Here is a 16,767-nt window from a genome sequence, read left to right as displayed (position 1 = left end):
ACGGCCGAGAAGGCGCCCTCCACGCGCGATGGCGACCATCCGGTCGACATCCGGCGCACTACACCCGGCGTCCTGGACCGCAGAGATGTCCTCCCACAGGCACAGGCCGACACCCGAACCAGGACATACCATCCCAGAACACCCGGAGGCCCTTGTCGCCCATGGAGGGAAGTGCGTGCGCATGGCTTCCAGGCCACCCCTTGCCCACGAAAGGACGTCCATGCCCGGATCATTGGCCCCCGGTCCGCACCGGGAGACCCGCTGTCGGCGCCCTCGGCCTGCCGGCAGTGCGAAGGTCACGCGACACGCTGGTCCCGTCCTCGCACCGCGGCGGGCCGACGCATTGGCGCCCGATGCACCGCCGCACAGCCCCGGCACGCGCTTCGCTTCAGTCGCGTGATATGGACCTTCCCACACGCCAAGCGAACTGATACGTTCATCTCAATTCGTAGAGCCGTCTACGTACTGTTTCGACAAAAGGAGACAGCGGTGGCAAAACAGCAGGTAGAGCACGAACCCGCCGAATCGGTGAATTCCACCATCCGGGCGGGTGAGCTCGAAGTCGGGTACATCGACAGCGGCAGTGGTGTGCCGCTCGTGCTCGTCCATGGCGGCGAGAGCGACCGTACCCAGTACGCGACACTCCGCGCGCACCTCGGCGCAGGCATACGGGCGATCTCCTATGATCAGCGCGATTCGGGGATCACCGTGAACCCGCCGGTTCCGTACACGCTGGGCGACCTCGCCGATGACCTCGTCGCCTTGCTGGATGCGCTGGGGCTCCAGAGCGCGCACCTGTTGGGCACCTCCTTCGGCGGCGCCGTCGCGCAGCACACCGCGCTCCGGCATCCCGATCGGGTCTCCTCCCTCATCCTGGTCGCCACCACGCCGAGCTTCGCGCTGTGTCCCAAGACGGTCGACGAGCTGTTTGACATGTCCCACGACAACCGGCAGAAAGCGGTCAAGGACTTCTTCGTCACACCCGAAGGCCAGACCGAGCTCCACACCCGGGCGGCCCAGACGCTCGCCTACCGTGATCCCGAGAAGAGCGGCCGCCGCCACGATGCCGCCCGGCAGCACGAGGTCCGGGACCGCCTCGGTGAGATCACCGCACCCACCCTGATCGTGCACGGCACGGCGGACCTGCTGGCGCCCTACACCGGCGCCACCCTGATGGCGCAACAGATTCCGAACGCCGAACTGCGTTCGATCGAGGATGGGCGCCACGCGATCGCGATGGAGTTCGCGCCCACGATCGGCCCCTGGGTGCGCGAGTTCCTCGGAGTGACGGCAGCGTGAGCGACACGGCGCACGCCCGCGTCCAGCGGGCTCCGCAGCCATGAGTGACGCCGGCCGCGAGGTCGCGAACCGGATGGCCGAGGCGGCCCAGGCGTGGCTGGACTCCCTGGACGCCGACCAGCGCCCGGTGGCGGTCGGACCGCCGCCGGGCGCCGACGACGCGGCCGAGGCCGAACGCACCCGCTGGTTCTACACGCCCACCGATCACGGCGGCCTCACCTTCCACCAGCAGCGCCCCGCCCAGCACCGGCTGGTGATGCGGCTGGTCGCGAGCGGGCTGTCCGAAGCCGGGTACACCACCGTCGCCACCGTGCTCGGCCTGGAGAACGTACTCGACCGCGTCGAGGGCTTCTCGGTGAACTGGGGGCGGGAACGCACCCGCGACCCCGGCATGTACTACCTGCGGGTCTTCGGCGAGCCCGGCGGGCCGCAGCCGTGGGGATGGCGGTTCGGCGGCCACCACGTCTCGCTCAACAACCTCGTGGTGGACGGGCGCGTCGCCGCCACCACGCCGTGCTTCCTGGGCGCCGACCCGGCCGCGTCGCCACTGCTGGGCGGCGCGACGCTGCGCCCGCTGGGGACGGCCGAGGACCTGGCCCGCGAGCTGGTCCGCTCCCTGCGCCCCGAGTTCGCCGCCCGCGCGGTTCTGCTGGCGCGCGCCCCGAACGACATCGTGGCGGGCAACAGCGCCCGGATCGACGACCGCGTGGTGAAGCGCAGCGAACTCTGGCGTCCCGGCCCGTTCACTCCGGACGGTGCCGAGAACCCGGCCACCGGCCTCGACGGTGCGAACCGGCAGGCGCTGGCCCTCACCCCGACGCCCAAGGGCGTGCCGGGCGCCGAGCTCGACGCCGCGCAGCGGGAGCTGCTGCGGGCCCTGCTCGGCACCTACCTCGACCGCGTCCCGGACGGGGTGTCCCCGCTCTCCCGCTACGACGACCCGGCGGCGCTGGACGCCGTGCACCTCTCCTGGGCCGGCTCCACCACGGCGGGCGAGCCGCACTACTACCGCCTGCAGGGCCCGCGGCTGCTCGTCGAGTGGACCAACATCCACCGCGGCGTCAACCACGCCCACGCCGTGTGGCGGGACCCGGAGACCGACTTCGGCGGCGACGTCCTCGCCGCCCATCATGCAGCTCACCACGTGCCATAAGAACGGAATGAGACAGACATGGCCGGCCAACAGCCATCACCGACCGACGCTCCCTCCCACAAAACGCGCCCCACGCTGCGGGGATCCTTCGGCATGTGCGCGTCGACGCACTGGCTGGCCTCCGCGACGGCCCAGTCCGTACTGGAGCGGGGTGGCAACGCGTTCGACGCGGCGACGGCCGGCGCCTTCGTGCTGCACGTGGCCGAACCCCATCTGAACGGGCCGGGCGGTGATCTCGTCGCCGTGTTGGCAACCGCGGCAGACTCGTCCCCGCTCGTGCTGGCGGGACAGGGCCACGCTCCGCGGGGAGCCACGATCGAGCACTTCCGGGCCGAAGGGCTGGACCACGTCCCGGGCGCGGGCGCCCTGGCCGCCGCCGTCCCGGGCGCCGTCGACTCCTGGCTCTGGCTGCTCGCCGAGTTCGGTACCTGGGAGCTCGCCGACGTCCTGGCCTACGCGATCGACTACGCGGAGCACGGAGTTCCGGTCGTACCCCAATTGGCGCGCGTCCTGGCCACGGTCGAGGATCTCTTCCGCACGCACTGGCCGACGTCGTACGCGCTGTGGATGCCCGGAGGACAGGTCCCGCAACCGCATGCGACTCTCGTCAACCCCGCCTACGCCCGGACGCTGCGCCGGCTGATCACCGAGGGTGCCGGCGAGACGAGAACGGCACGGATCGACTCCGCGCGGCACACCTGGCGAACCGGGTTCGTGGCGGCCGCCTTGGCGGAGTTCGCGGCCGAACCGCATCGGCACTCCTCGGGCGGGGACCACGCCGGAGTGATCACCGCCGCCGACTTCACCGACTTCCTTCCGTCCATCGAACCCGCGGTCACCGCGGAGTTCCGGGGGATCACGGTGGCGAAGGCGGGCTTGTGGTCCCAGGGTCCCGTGCTGCTGCAGGCCCTCACCATGCTCGACCACTTCGACGACGAACAGATCGATCCGTCGACCGCCGAGGGAATCCACACCATCACCGAGGCTTTGAAGCTGGCCATGGCCGACCGGGAGGCGTTCTACGGGCATCTCGATCCGGCGGACGCGAAGGCCGTGGTGTGCCGTCTGTTGTCCCCTCGGTACAGCAAGGAGCGCGCCGGCCTGATCAGCGCGGTCGCGTCGACCGCGTTCAGGCCCGGTGACATCGGCGTCACACCGTTCACGCCACCGCTCGTCACCCGTCAGCACGCCGTCCAGGCCGACGGCGTCGGAGAGCCCACCGTGCAACAGACCGGGGAGACCCGGGGCGACACCTGCCACATCGACGTCGTGGACCGCTGGGGCAACATGATCTCCGCCACGCCGTCGGGAGGGTGGCTCCAGTCCTCCCCCGCCGTGCCGGATCTCGGTTTCGCGCTGGGCACCCGGCTCCAGATGACATGGCTGGACCCGGCTGCCCCGTCGCGCCTGGCGCCGGGGCGGCGGCCTCGTACGACGCTGACTCCGACCCTGCTGCTGCGCGACGGCAACCCCGTGGCCGCGCTGGGCACGCCGGGAGGTGACCAGCAAGACCAGTGGCAACTGCTCTACCTGGTGCGCACGCTCGCTCTCGGGATGGATCCGCAGGAGGCGATCGACGCACCCGCGTTCCACACCACCGCGGTACCGAGCTCGTTCTGGCCGCGGACCTGGACGCCGGGGGGATTGGTGATCGAGGAACGAGCGGACGAGGCGGTCATCGACGAGCTGCGCGAACGTGGCCACGACGTGACCGTCTCCGGCCCCTGGAGCCAGGGCCGGCTGTCAGTCGTCACGCGTGATCCGGACACCGGCGTCCTCCAGGCGGCGGCGAACCCGCGCGGCGCTCAGGGCTACGCGGCAGGGCGATGAACGGCGTTGCGTCCCGCACCCGACCCCGCACCCGCACCCGCGGCCGGCTCGTGCGACGACGTGTCACGCCGGTGGGTCTGATGCTCGCCCTCACCTTCGCGACGGGCGTCGTCGACGCTGTCGGATACCTGCGCCTGGACCAGGTGTTCGCGGGCAACATGACGGGCAACGTGGTCATCCTCGGCATGGCGGCCGCAGGCGGGACGGGGCTGCCCGTGCTCGGCCCGGCCATGGCGCTGGTGTTCTTTCTCGTCGGCGCGGCCGTGGCGGGGCGGGTGCTGCGCACCGCCGCCCCGGGCTGGTGCCGCCGGTGCACGGGTCTGCTGGGCGGCGTCGGACTAGTCCTGGCCGCCACGGCGCTCGGCCTGGCCGTAGCCGGGGTGGGCGCCCCTGCCGCCCGCGTGGTGATGGCGTCGTCGCTCGCCCTGGCCATGGGGGTGCAGGCGGCGACGGCCCGCCATCTGGCGGTGAAGGACGTCACCACCGTGGTCGTCACCTCCACCCTGACCGGCCTCGCGGCGGACTCCCGGCTCGGCGCGGCCCGCGGCCAAGGGGCACTGCGCCGCGGCGCGGCCGTCACGCTCATCATCGTCGGAGCGGTCACCGGCGCGGCGTTGTGCCACGTGCACGAAGGTCTCGCGGTGGCGGCGGCAGCGTTCGTCGTGCTGGCCGTGACCGGCCTCGGCCACGTGGCCGTTCGCTCCACCGACTACGTGGCGGCAGCCACGACTGGATCGACCATGTCCCCGACGAGCAGGTCCTTGGCCTCAGCACCGGACCGACCGCCCCCGGCTTCGGCGCGATGACGCCGCCCGCCGACGACGAGTACTTCACGCCCGGCACCTCCAGCCTGACCGCGCTCGCGGCGTGAGTACTCCCCGCTAGGCGGCAGCGCTACATGCGCTGCCGACCCTGCACCAGCACGGCAACGAGGAAAGGACGTTCATGACCACACCATCCCTGGCTCCCCCGGTCCGCATCGGGAAGGCCGCTGTCGGGGCTCTCGGCATGCTGGCACTCGCCACTGGCGTCCTGGAGGCGGTGGTGTCACCGACGCTTCCGCTGTTGCAACAGGAACTGTCGATAAGTCGTGCCGAAGGGGCACTGCTCAGCATCGCGATGCTCATCACCGGCGCTATCTTCGCGCCCATCGCGGGCAATCTCGGTGACCGTCACGGCGGGAAATGGGTCATCACCCGGCTGATGGCGGTGGTCGTGGTCGGTGGCCTGGTGTCCGCGCTGGCACCGAACCTGCCGGTGATGCTGCTCGGTCAGGTACTGCAGGGCGCGATGGTGGGCGCGATGCCACTGTCGTTCATCCTGGTACGCAAGTACCTCCCAGCGGGAGAGTCCGGGGTGGCCATCGGGTTGGTCAGCGGGTTGTTCCTGGGCGGCGGCATGCTGGGCACGCTGATAGCCGGGCCCATCGCGGAGGGGCTGTCCCGGCACTGGATGTTCGCGATACCGACGTTCGCGATCGTCGTGGCGACCCTGTTGGTGCACAGGCTGATGCCGAACGATCCGCCGGCCCGGACCGGCGCGAGGATGGACTGGCCCGGCCTGCTTCTCCTGAGCGGCATTCTGCTGACGCTCATGTTCGGCCTCTCGATGGTGGCCGAGATCGGCAGCCGGCCGCTCGTGTTCGGCGCCGTCGTCGTGCTCCTGGCCGCCCTCGTGGCCGGGTGGGTCTTCGTGGAACGCCGGTCACCCTCGCCGATGGTCGATCTGCAGATGCTCGCGAAGCCTGCGATCTGGAGCTCCTATGTGATCACCTTCGCCGTCTGCCTAGGTACCTCGGCGTCGATGTATCTCGTTCCGCAGCTGTTCGAGGTGCCCGCCGAAGCGTACGGCTTCGGGGCCAGCGCCACCGACATCGGGCGGTACCTGTTGCCCGGCGCCGTCGCGGCGGCGGTCGCCGGGCCGCTCAGCGGAGTCCTGGCGCGGCGTTTCGGCGCGAGTGCCGTGGTCGCTGCCGGAATCGGCTTCCTGTCGGCCACGTTGGTCGCCATGGCGTTCATCCACACCGACGTCTGGCACCTCGTCGTCGGCAAGGTGCTGGTCGCTCTGGCCAGTGGCATCTGCGTCACGGCGATGGTCGTCAAGACCGCCACCTCTGTCGATCAAGGCGACACCGGCACCGCCACCAGCCTGGTCCTGGTGATTCGCGTGATCGCCTACGCCGCAGGCGCACAGATCGGCGGTGCCTTCCTCACCGCCGCGACCCCTGCCGGGTCGAACATCCCGGCCGAATCGGCCTTCACCACCGTCTTCGTCATCACCGGCGTCGTCACGGCGCTGTCCCTGCTTGCCGTCCGTACCCTGAGCAAAGGAGCCAAGGAATGACCCGCACCGACCTGAGGACGGATGTCCGTACCACGCCGAGGCGCAAGGTCCTGATCTCGGGGGCCAGCATCGCGGGTCCTGCCCTCGCGTTCTGGCTGAACCGCTACGGATTCGACGTCACGGTGGTGGAGAAGGCGGGCGCACTTCGTGCCGGTGGTTATCCCATCGACGTGCGCGGCACCGCGCTGGATGTCGTCGAGAGGATGGGAATCCTGCCGCGACTGCGGGACTCGCACATCGACCTGCGCCGGCTGACCTTCCTCGACGGGGACGGCAGCGAGGTGGTCTCGGTTAACCCGCACGCCGTCACCGGCGGTGTCGCGGGACGGGACCTGGAGGTGCGGCGCGGGGATCTGAGCGACGCTCTTTACGCGGCGGTCCGTGACGACGTGGAGTTTCTGTTCAACGACTCCATCGACACCCTCGACCAATCCGGCCACGGGGTCGACGTCACCTTCCGCGGGGGCGGCAAGCGTACGTTCGACATGGTATTCGGGGCGGACGGTATGCACTCACGCACCCGCGAGATGCTGTTCGGCCCCGAAGAGCAGTTCCACCGCTTCCTGGGGTACTGCTTCGCCGTGTTCACCATGCGCAACACCTTCGGGCTCTCCCACGAGACCGTGATGTGGAACACCCCGGGCAGGGCCGCGGCACTCTACGCCGTAGGGGACGACGACGAAGTGCACGCCTTCCTGAACTTCGCCCACCCGCAACCGCCGTTCGACGCGTTCCCGAACCCGGAAGCCCAACGGGACCTGATCGCCACGGTCTTCGCCGACGCGGGATGGGAGGTCCCGGGCATGCTGGCCGCCATGCGCGACTCGGATGACCTGTTCTTCGACGCGGTCAGCCAGATCCGCATGCCCGGCTGGTCCAGCGGCAGGGTCGCGCTGGTGGGCGACGCCGCGTACGCACCCTCCTTCCTTACCGGACAGGGCACCAGCCTGGCGCTCGTCGGCGCGTACATGCTCGCCGGTTCCCTGGCCGACCGGGACCACGCCGAGGGCTTCGCCGCCTACGAACACGACACCCGTGAGTTCGTGACCCTGAACCAGGGGCTGGTCGGAGAGGGCTCCGCCACGCTCTTCCCGACCACCGCTCAGGCCCTGGAGCAGCGCAACAACAGGCTGCGCAAGCTCAGCGCCATACCCGTCGCGGAGGGACGTCCGGCCCATTCGGCCCTCACCCTGCCCGCATTCATGTCCATGACCTGAGCAGCCCGGGGACGCGCGCCGATGACGGGCGTCCCCGGCGGCCGGGACCGCCGACCGTCGCACCGGCCGATGCCCCGTCCTCGCCGCTCGCGCGCGGCGTCACCGCACGCATCCGGCCCTGCCGCAGCGGACGGCCCGGTCCAACGGCTGAGTCATTGTAGGCGGACGCCTTGAGAGTTATAGTCATCTCATATGAGAAAAGATTCTCATTTAAGAATGGAGCCCTATCATGTTCATTGCTGCGGCGACGGACAGCGTGTTCATCGCTCCGAACTGGGATCGCGTGGCAGCGGAGGAGACTCGCCGCCTGGGTGAGGTGCCGGCCGCCAACGTCGGCGACGCGCTGCAGCGGATGACCGTCATGGACGGCGGCATCCGGCTGGTCACCGAGCGCGCCGCGCTCCTGGGAAACGCCCTGACGGTGGACGTGCGGTCGGGTGACAACCTGGCCATTCACCGCGCGCTCGACGAAGCCCGACCGGGTGACGTCCTGGTCGTCAACGGGCACGGCGACATGACCCGGGCGCTGATCGGCGACCTCATCGGCGAGATCATGGTGAATGCCGGGGTCGCCGGCGCAGTGGTCGACGGCGCCGTCCGCGACGTCCAGGCGCTGTCCGAGATGGGCCTGACCGTCTACGCGCGGGCGATCACCCCCGCCGGGCCGTTCAAGGGCGGGCCCGGCACCATCGGTGCCCCGGTGGCAGTCGGCGGCGTGGTGGTGGCGGCAGGTGACGTGCTCGTCGGTGACGCCGACGGCGTCGTCGTCGTCCCACGGCTCCGCGTGCACGAGGTCGTGGGCGCGGTCGACGGGATCGTCGAGAAGGAGGAGGAGCTCCGGCAGCGCATCCTCGCCGCGCGCTCCGACCATGCGGCGGTGGCTCGATGACCGCCATGCTGCCCGCCTTCCGGATCGAGGAACTGCGCCGCTGCTCGCGGCGTCCGGCCCTCGCCCCGGCCCCGCCGGGGGCCGTCTCCCTCGCCATGGGTGAGCCGGACTTCCCGACACCGCCGCCGGTGATCGAGGCCGCCGCGGCCGCCTTGCGCGCGGGGCACACCCACTACGCCGACCAGAAAGGCCTGCGGGAGCTGCGCGCCGCGCTCGCGTCCAGGTTGCCGGCGCACCCCGGCCGGACCTGGACCGCGGACGACGTCGTGGTCACCCACGGCGCCACCGCCGCGCTGGCGGCCGTCGTGCTGGCGATGATCGGCCCCGGCGACCGTGTGGTCATCCCGGAGCCCGCCTACTCGCTGTACGCCGACCTGGTCGTCCTCGCCGGGGGCACCGTGGACTTCGTCCCGCTCGCCCCGGACCTGCACTGGGACCTCGACGCGTTGGCCGCCGCGCTTCCCGGGGCCGCGATGATGATCTTCTCGAACCCGTCGAACCCGACCGGTATCGTGCACCGCGAGCAGGAGCTCCAAGCCCTCGGAAAGATCCTCGACGGCTCCGACGTCCTGGTCGTCAGCGATGAGGCGTACCACCGGCTGGTGTACCCGGGGCATGCGCTGACCTCGGCGCTGGAGATCGAATCGCTGCGGGACCGGACGGTGTACGTCCAGACCTTCTCCAAGACGTACGCGATGACCGGCTGGCGGGTGGGGTACCTGACCGGGCCACGCGAGGTGGTGGAGGCGGCGGCCCACGTGCACCGGACCTACAACGGCTCGTTGAACACGGCGGCCCAGCACGCGGCCCTCGCCGCCCTCGATCTGCCGGACGCCGTCCTCGACGCCATGACCGACAGGTACCGGCAGCGCCGCGAGATCGTGGTCGCGCACCTGTCCGGGATTCCCGGCCTGCACCTGGTCCCGCCGGAGGGAGCGTTCTACGGGTTCCTCCGCTACGACGCCGACCTGCCCTCCGAGGCGGTCGCCCGCGAGCTCGCCGAACGGGGGGTGATGGTCCGGGCCGGCGCTGAGTACGGGCCCTCGGGCGAAGGGCACATCCGGATCTCGTTCGCGGCCTCCGAGGACGACCTGCGGACCGGGCTGGACCGCATCGTCCGTCACCTCGGCGATGCGAGATCCTGACGAGGCCCGGCGACCGTACACCGTACGGCTCATGTCCGGGCAGCCGAACGGACGTTCACTCAGGGGATATACTTCGCCTGCACTTCGATGAGGGGCGAAGGAGGCGCGTGACCGATCAGCAGGCCGCCCCGAACGGCGGGCACAAGCTGCGCAGTGACACCCGCCGCAACCGCCGGCGCCTCCTCAAGGCCGTCGGCGAGCTCGCCCGGGAGGCGCCCGGCCAGCTCACCATGCAGGCCGTGGCGTCCCGCGCGGAGATCGGCCCGGCCACCGCCTACCGCTACTACTCCTCGATGGACGACGTGCTCGCGGCCTACGTGCTCAGCGTCGTCGAGGAGCTCCGCGACTTCAGCGCGAGGTCGACCGCGGAAGGGCGACCGCTGTTCGACTCCGTCGTGGACAAATGGGTGGACCTGCTCGCGGAGCACGGCCCGGCGTTGGTGCAGCTTCGCTCCCGCCAGGGTTACCTGGAGCGGCTCAACGACGGCGACGCGATCATAACCGCCGTGCGGGATGCCTGGAACGAGCCGGTGAAGGGGCTGCTCGACGACATCGGCCTCCCGAACGAGATGATCGAGTACGCCCTGTTCCTCTGTAACATGATGTTCGATCCGCGCGAGATCCAGGACCTGCTGCAGGTGACGGACCTGTCCCGCCGCGAGGTCATCACCCGGCTGACCGAGGCCTACAGCGGCGCGTTGCGCGGGTGGGCGCGGGCAGGCTGAGCGCCCCGGGCGCTGCGTGCGCCGGCCCGGATCCGGGGAGCCCGGCGCCTGGCTCCCCGGGCGCGCGAGGGTGCCGGCCTCGGCGTACGGGTCGCCGAGCTCCCGGAACACGCCCCGGGCCTCCGGTGCGTTACTCGTCTGGGGACACCAGTCCCGACCGGTACGCGTAGATCGCGGCCTGGACACGGGTGCGCACGCCGATCTTGGCGAGGACGCGTGACACGTGGATCTTGACCGTCCCCGCGGCGATGGCCAGGTCCTCGGCGATCTCGGCATTGGACCCGCCCAGCGCGACCAGCCGGAGCACCTCCGTTTCCCGCACCGTGAGCTCCCGAGCGTCGGCCTGAACCGGCGGGGTCGCGAAGCGGCGCACAAGCCTGCGCGTGACCTGGGGGTCGATCAGCCCCTGACCTCGGTGAGCCGCGCGCACCGCCGCCAGGTAGAGGTCGGGGTCACCGTCCTTGAGCAGGAAGCCCACGGCACCCGCTTCGAGCGCCCCGAAGAGGTACTCGTCCGTGTCGAACGTGGTCAGCGCGATGATCGCCGTTTCCGGCGCCCGCGCCGCCAGCCGCCGGATCGCCGTGATCCCGTCCGTGCCCGGCATACGGAGGTCGGTGAGGATCACGTCCGGCCGGTGCTCACGCGCCATGCTGATCAGCTCTGCCCCGTCGCACGCGGCGCCGAGGAAGGCGATCTCGGGCTCGTGACCCAGCAACTGCCGTAGGCCCTCGCGGGCGAGATGCTGATCGTCGGCGATCAGGAGGCGGATCACGGGGCCACCTGCCGGGCCGGATGATCGTGCGCGGGGGACACCGTGGAGGGGCCGAGCTCGGCACCGCCGGTCTTCGTCGCCGGTCCGCGCTCCTCACGCGCGTTCGGGGGGAGGGCGGGCAGGTCAGCGCGCACCCGCCAGCCGTTCTTGCCGCGCGGGCCGATGTGACAGCGCCCCCCGAGTGCCGCCACCCGCTCGCGCATGCCCGCCACGCCGTGCCCCCCACCGTGCCCGCCGCTGGGCCCGCCGCCGTGCCCGCCGCTGGGCGCTCCGCTCGGGACGCGGTCGTCCGCCGGTTCGCCGCCGGACGATGGGCGGGGCGGACCCGGGTCGTCGATGGTGACAATGACCCGGCTGTTCGCCCCATGGACCGTGACCGAGGCCGTCGCGGCCGTGGAGTGCCGCGCCACGTTGGTCAGCGCCTCCTGCACAACCCGGTACGCGCAGACCGCCGTCTCGGGGTGGACGGTGCTCTCCAAGCGGGGATCGACCTCCAGGGCGACGGCCAGCTCCGGACCACCGCTGCGTTCCACCAGCGCGGGCAGGTCGGCGAGGCCTCGCCCCGTCGCCTGCTCCTCGCCGTCCGATCGCACCAACGTCGCGAGCAGCCCCCGGATCTCGGCCAGCGCCTCGGCCGAGAGACCGGCGATCCCGGCCAGTGCACGGTCGGCCTCGCCGTCGCGACCGGCCAGCGCCCGCCGGGCGCCGACCGCCTGGAGCCTGATCGCACTGAGATGGTGACCCACGATGTCGTGGACGTCCCGCGCGATCCGCGCAGCCTCCTGCGAGCGCGCCCACTCCTCCCTGGCCCGTTGCAGCCGTACGGCCTGCGCGGCCCGGTCGGCCCGCAGTCGCAACGCGTACCCGACGGCGACCGGTGCCGCACCGGCCGCCGCGTAGACGAACACGGTGGCGAGATCAGGCGTGGACATGCCCCCGGTGCCCACCGCCATCACCACCGCCAGGACGACGGAGCCGATCAGCAGGGCCGAGCGCAGCCGGTGGCGGTAGTAGGCCGCTGAGGCGACGATCAGGCCCAGCACCCACGTCCCGGTGTCGCGCTCCAGCGCGAGACTGGCCGCCAGCATCACCACCGCGGACGCGGCGACCGCCGTCAGCGGCAGCCGCCTGCGGACCGCCAGCGGCGCGCAGGCGGCCAGGGTCGGCACCGCCCATGCCGCCGCCGAGCCCGCGTCGGTGACCGCCGCGGGCTGACCGCGCCACCATCCGTCCAGCGCTGAGACCGCCAACGCGATGACCGCCACGGCGCAGGCGAGCAGGGCGTCGCGGCCCATCAGCGGGATGCGCCCCCAGACGCCGACCGCGTCTCCCGCTGGGGAGGTGCGGAAAGTCGCCGATCGTCTCACGGGACCAGTATCACGCCGGCCATGCGCGGCACGTGGTGCCGGGAGCGGGCAGCTTGCCGTCGATCAGGTATCGGTCCACGTACGTGGTCACGCAGGGATCGCCGGCGTTCAGGTACCGGCCGTGGCCGATGTCGTCGTACTTGATCGTGACCGAGCCGGGCACCTGGTCGGTGATGGCGCGGACAGAGGGGTACTCGTAGACGGGTCCGACGCCGAGCAACGGCGGCAGCTTGCGGGCCGGCAGCGGCGCCGGCGGGTTGGGGACCTTGGCCGCCGTCCACGGCGAACACGCGAGATGACCGTTCTCCTGCAGGCCGGAGAAGTTCGGCGACACCTTGGCCGAGCGCCGTACCGCCGCCCGATAGGCACGGTAGCCGTCGTAGTGGTACCCGTCGGCGCACCGCACCGCCAGCAGGGCGGTCACTTGCGTCCCCGGCCCGCGGCCTTGCGGGTCGAAACCGGACGCGTCGCCCTTCGAGGCGATCGCGATGGCCTTGGCGAGCGCGGGCCAGCCCGATTTGTCGTCGACCAAGCCGTACGCGCTCCACTTGAGGTCGTCGCCGTCGTAGCGGCGGTCACCGGCGGCCGCGGCACCGGGCAGGGGGAGGCGCTCGGCCCGCTTCACGACGTCCTGCCAGGTCTTTTCCACGTCTCTGCCGTGCAGCGCGCAGTCGGAGGCGCCGGCGCACCAGCGGACGAAGCGCTTGAAACCGTTCTCCAGGCCCTCGTACTGCAGCCGCTCCGAATCCGCGACCGGGTCCACGTGGTCGGGCACGCTGTCCAGCGCCATGGCGCGCACCCGCTGCGGGAACAGCCGCGCGTACGAGGCTCCGAGCACGCCGCCGTAGGAGTTGCCGAGAAAGGAGATCTTCTCCTCGCCCAGGGCGGCGCGGATGGCGTCCATGTCGCGGGCCTGGGTGGCGGAGTCCATGTGGGCGAACAACTCGGGCACGGCGTCCCGGCAGGGAGCGATCGCGGCGGCGTTCGCCTTGAGTACCCGGTCGTACTCGCGCCTGCTGTCCGGAGTGGCGAACGCGGGACCCTTCACACAGGACGCCATCGGGATGTGCTCGCCGCTCGCCCCGCCGCGCGGGTTCCAGGTGACGACGTCCATCCGGGTACGCAGACCGGCGAAGTGGGCCAGCCGCCGGGACAGCTCCTGGACGCCCGCCCCGCCGGGACCTCCGGGACTGAACAGGACGGTTCCCGCGGCCTCGCCGGTCGCCGACGCCCTGGCCAGGGTGAGCGTGATCGTCTTCCCGCCGGGCTTCGCCCAGTCGACGGGAACGGCCAGTCCGGCGCACTGCAACTCGGCCGAGACGTCCCCGCCGCATGCTGACCAGGTGAGGGACGGCGCCGGTGTCGCGGCAGGCGAAAGGGAGGCGGCGCCGGCGGGAGCGTACGCTCCCAGCGCCATCACCAAGGGCAGAGCGAGCAAGACTGATCTTGGCCAGGTCATCGAATTCTCCGATAAACAGTGCGGCGAGCGCCGCAGACGACCTCACAGGCTAGACAGGCGAACCTCCCGCTACATCTGCCACAGGGCATACATCCCGTCTAGCCTGGGTCGGCGCAGAGCTGGGAGGTCAAAGCGGTGCGGGCCCACTCTTCCCACGTGTCCGGTGACCAGTCGCGGTCGCGGACGAAGATCAGGTAGAGCTGTGGGCTGAGCAGGCCGAACAGCACGTCCGCAGCCATCTCGACGGAGATGCCGGGACGGGCGTCGGGCTTGCCGGCCAGAGCTTCGGCAGCCGTGTAGTGCACGGTGTAACGCGGGTCGGGGCCGTCCGGCCACTGCGCGGCGATCTCGGGATCGGTGGCCGCGGCAGTCGCGATCAGCGACATGATCGGGGCGACCCGGCCCAGGATCTCGCGGGTGCCGCGGACGTGCGCGCGCAGTTGCCCGGCCGCGGTGGGCTCGGCGCACGCGGCGCGGAACCACTCACGATCCATGGTGGCGACAGGCTCGGTGTCCCCGGCGATGGACGTGTCGACGACGTCCTTGAACAGCGTGCGCTTGTTACGGAAAACGAAGTAAATCGTCTGGACGGCCACGCCCGCCCGGTCCGCGACCTCCTGCAGGCTCGTCGCCCCGTAACCCTGCGCGACGAACAACTCGCGAGCCGCCTCGACGACCTTTTCGCGGGTGTGGCGTGAGCGCTCGGCTCGCTTGTCCGGCCGTTTGACTCTGTCCATATGACGAGTATATCTCTAGAGTCTTCCACTAAAGTCAGACTCTAAATTCTTGGAGGAAACGATGGACAAGCCCGACACCACCCAGCAGATCTCAACGCCGCGAGACCAGGAGGAGGAGTCCGTCCACCGCGCGCTGGAGGGCTATTACCGCGCCGGCAAGCCGCCATGGGACACCGGCGTGACGCCGCCCGAGCTGGTCGCCCTGGTAGAGGGGCGCGGCGCGCTGCCGCCCGGCCGCGCTCTCGAGCTCGGCTGCGGTACGGGGACCAACGCCGCCTACCTCGCACGGCACGGCTGGGAGGTGACCGCCGTCGACCTGATCGACCGCGCCGTCGACCAGGCCAGGGAGCGGGCCGAGGCGGCGGGGGTGACGATACGGCTGCTGCACGGGGACGCCACCCGCCTCGATGACCTGAACGTGCCCGGACCCTTCGATCTGTTCTTCGACCTGAGCTGCTACTGCGGGATCCCGCTGCACCGCCGCGACGCCTACGCCGCCGGGCTCACCCACCGCGCCGCTCCCGGATCACGGTTGCTGATGTTCGGGTACGGCCCCGAGCCGCTCGGCAATCCGGCTTCCGAGATCACGTCGTGGGCGGCGGGCGTCACAGCCGACGAACTCGACGCCAGGTTCGCCGGCTGGGAACTGCTCGACGTCACGCCGGGCACCAACTCGGTGCCGACCTTCTGGTTCACGCTGCGACGCGACGCCTAGCCGACGAGCGTGATCACGGGGATGTCGGGGTGGTTCGCAGGAGAAGGAGGGCGATGTCGTCGGTACGCTGCTCGTTCGTGGCCTGCTCGATGAGCGACTCCGCCAGGGCGGGCAGGGGCTGTCCGGGCGTGGGGGTGAACCGGGTGGCCAGGGCGGCGATGGCGTCGCCCAGGTCGAGGCCGGGTCTCTCGACGAGGCCGTCGGTGTAGAGGGCCATGACCGCGCCCGGCGGCATGTTCAGGTCCGTGGTGCCGTACTCCGCGTCGGGGTCGATACCGAGGAGCAGGCCGGCCGGGGTTTCGATGATCTCGGCCGGACCTCCGGACCTGCTGAGCACCGGCGGCAGGTGGCCCGCGCTGGCCAGGGAGGCGGTGCGCCGACGCAGGTCGAAGCTGACGTACAGGCAACTCGTGAAGCGGTCCGTGGCCAGCTCGGTGAGCAGCCGGTTGGTGCGCGTCAGCACCTCGCCGGGGTCGGCGCCCGCGGTGGCGTGGGCGCGGATGGCGGTGCGTACCTGACCCATGAGCGCGGCGGCCGTCACGTCATGGCCCTGGACGTCGCCGATCACCGCCCCGGCCAGGGTGTCGCTGAGGCGGATCAGGTCGTAGAAGTCGCCGCCGATGTCCATGCCGGGGGTGGCGGGCACGTATCGGGCGGCCACGTCCAAGGCGGGGAACTCGTGGAGATCCTGCGGTAGCTGACCCGCCTGCAGGGATTGGGCGAGCCGGCGCCTGTTGTCGTAGAGCCAGGTACGCTCGAACGCCTGGGTGATCAGCTCGCCGAGGGTGGTGACGCTGGACCGCTCACTGTCGCTGAACTGACGGGGGCGGTCATAGGCGAGGACACACGTACCTATGGACCGGCCCATGGCGACCAGCGGCAGGAGCACCCAGGCGCCCATGTCGTCGATGCGGATGGCGTCGGGGTAGGTCCGCTCGAACTCCTCCCAGGTCGGATAGAACGCCGGTTTGCCCTCGTCGTAGCCGCGCGCCCAGCGGACCGCTTCGACCACCCGGCGTCCGTTGAACCCCTCCAGGCCGCGGCTGCTGTAGCCGCGCGAGCCGGCCACGTGCATCCGCCCGCTGTTCCAGGTCAAGATGGCCATGGCCTGGGCCT

Annotated in this window: 15 protein-coding genes; 10 read left to right on the top strand and 5 right to left on the bottom strand. The window is 71.1% G+C overall.

The genetic code is table 11. The annotated features are described in order from the left end of the window. Positions 1 to 489: 489 nt before the first annotated feature. The 9 genes from ACTMTF_RS26040 (at position 490) to ACTMTF_RS26000 (ending at position 10,601) form a co-directional block, all read left to right on the top strand. Positions 490 to 1,299, top strand: coding sequence for an alpha/beta fold hydrolase (locus ACTMTF_RS26040; protein ID WP_441113028.1), 810 nt, complete (start codon positions 490 to 492; stop codon positions 1,297 to 1,299). Positions 1,300 to 1,339: 40 nt separating this feature from the next. Next, positions 1,340 to 2,452: a DUF3500 domain-containing protein gene (locus ACTMTF_RS26035; protein ID WP_441113027.1), complete on the top strand. Its 1,113-nt coding sequence runs from the start codon at positions 1,340 to 1,342 to the stop codon at positions 2,450 to 2,452. A 93-nt stretch (positions 2,453 to 2,545) separates the two neighbouring features. Continuing rightward, positions 2,546 to 4,282 carry a gamma-glutamyltransferase family protein gene (locus ACTMTF_RS26030; protein WP_441113026.1) on the top strand — a complete coding sequence of 579 codons (1,737 nt, stop codon included), beginning with the start codon at positions 2,546 to 2,548 and terminating at the stop codon, positions 4,280 to 4,282. An 80-nt stretch (positions 4,283 to 4,362) separates the two neighbouring features. Beyond that, positions 4,363 to 5,088: a YoaK family protein gene (locus ACTMTF_RS26025; protein ID WP_441113025.1), complete on the top strand. Its 726-nt coding sequence runs from the start codon at positions 4,363 to 4,365 to the stop codon at positions 5,086 to 5,088. A 139-nt stretch (positions 5,089 to 5,227) separates the two neighbouring features. Further along, entirely contained in the window at positions 5,228 to 6,625 is a 1,398-nt protein-coding gene (locus ACTMTF_RS26020) for an MFS transporter (protein WP_441113024.1), read from the top strand. Beyond that, a complete protein-coding gene (locus tag ACTMTF_RS26015) occupies positions 6,622 to 7,842 on the top strand; it encodes an FAD-dependent monooxygenase (RefSeq protein WP_441113023.1) in 1,221 nt (406 codons plus the stop codon). The genes ACTMTF_RS26020 and ACTMTF_RS26015 overlap by 4 nt, the downstream gene beginning before the upstream one ends. A gap of 229 nt (positions 7,843 to 8,071) precedes the next feature. Then, the gene (locus ACTMTF_RS26010; RefSeq protein ID WP_441113022.1) at positions 8,072 to 8,731 is read left to right on the top strand and encodes a methyltransferase; all 660 of its coding nucleotides are present in this window, start codon (positions 8,072 to 8,074) and stop codon (positions 8,729 to 8,731) included. Next, positions 8,728 to 9,876, top strand: coding sequence for a pyridoxal phosphate-dependent aminotransferase (locus ACTMTF_RS26005; RefSeq protein WP_441113021.1), 1,149 nt, complete (start codon positions 8,728 to 8,730; stop codon positions 9,874 to 9,876). The genes ACTMTF_RS26010 and ACTMTF_RS26005 overlap by 4 nt, the downstream gene beginning before the upstream one ends. A 107-nt stretch (positions 9,877 to 9,983) precedes the next feature. Continuing rightward, positions 9,984 to 10,601 carry a TetR/AcrR family transcriptional regulator gene (locus tag ACTMTF_RS26000; RefSeq protein WP_441113020.1) on the top strand — a complete coding sequence of 206 codons (618 nt, stop codon included), beginning with the start codon at positions 9,984 to 9,986 and terminating at the stop codon, positions 10,599 to 10,601. A gap of 130 nt (positions 10,602 to 10,731) precedes the next feature. Here the strand turns inward: ACTMTF_RS26000 and ACTMTF_RS25995 are convergent, their stop codons facing one another. From ACTMTF_RS25995 to ACTMTF_RS25980, 4 genes are all read right to left on the bottom strand, one after another. Continuing rightward, positions 10,732 to 11,373, bottom strand: coding sequence for a response regulator (locus ACTMTF_RS25995; protein WP_441113019.1), 642 nt, complete (start codon positions 11,371 to 11,373; stop codon positions 10,732 to 10,734). Beyond that, complete coding sequence (locus ACTMTF_RS25990) at positions 11,370 to 12,740, bottom strand: sensor histidine kinase (RefSeq protein ID WP_441113018.1); 1,371 nt, start codon at positions 12,738 to 12,740, stop codon at positions 11,370 to 11,372. Before ACTMTF_RS25990 ends, ACTMTF_RS25995 begins: the two co-directional genes overlap by 4 nt. 10 nt (positions 12,741 to 12,750) lie before the next feature. Beyond that, positions 12,751 to 14,178, bottom strand: a complete 1,428-nt coding sequence (locus tag ACTMTF_RS25985; RefSeq protein ID WP_441113017.1) for an alpha/beta fold hydrolase — start codon at positions 14,176 to 14,178, stop codon at positions 12,751 to 12,753. 119 nt (positions 14,179 to 14,297) lie between these two features. Next, entirely contained in the window at positions 14,298 to 14,936 is a 639-nt protein-coding gene (locus tag ACTMTF_RS25980; protein WP_441113016.1) for a TetR/AcrR family transcriptional regulator, read from the bottom strand. Between the two features lie 61 nt (positions 14,937 to 14,997). Between ACTMTF_RS25980 and ACTMTF_RS25975 the strand changes: the two genes are divergently transcribed. Beyond that, entirely contained in the window at positions 14,998 to 15,651 is a 654-nt protein-coding gene (locus tag ACTMTF_RS25975; RefSeq protein WP_441113015.1) for a class I SAM-dependent methyltransferase, read from the top strand. Positions 15,652 to 15,664: 13 nt separating this feature from the next. On the opposite strand, the gene ACTMTF_RS25970 is transcribed toward ACTMTF_RS25975, so the two are convergent. Continuing rightward, positions 15,665 to 16,767 (bottom strand): SpoIIE family protein phosphatase (locus ACTMTF_RS25970; RefSeq protein WP_441113014.1); only part of this gene is annotated, 1,103 nt, incomplete at its 5' end.

The organism is Nonomuraea sp. ZG12 (genome assembly GCF_052068115.1).
Taxonomy (GTDB): Bacteria; Actinomycetota; Actinomycetes; order Streptosporangiales; family Streptosporangiaceae; genus Nonomuraea.
The sequence above is the reverse complement of the archived record's forward strand: the minus strand, read 5'-3'. Positions and strand labels throughout refer to the sequence as shown.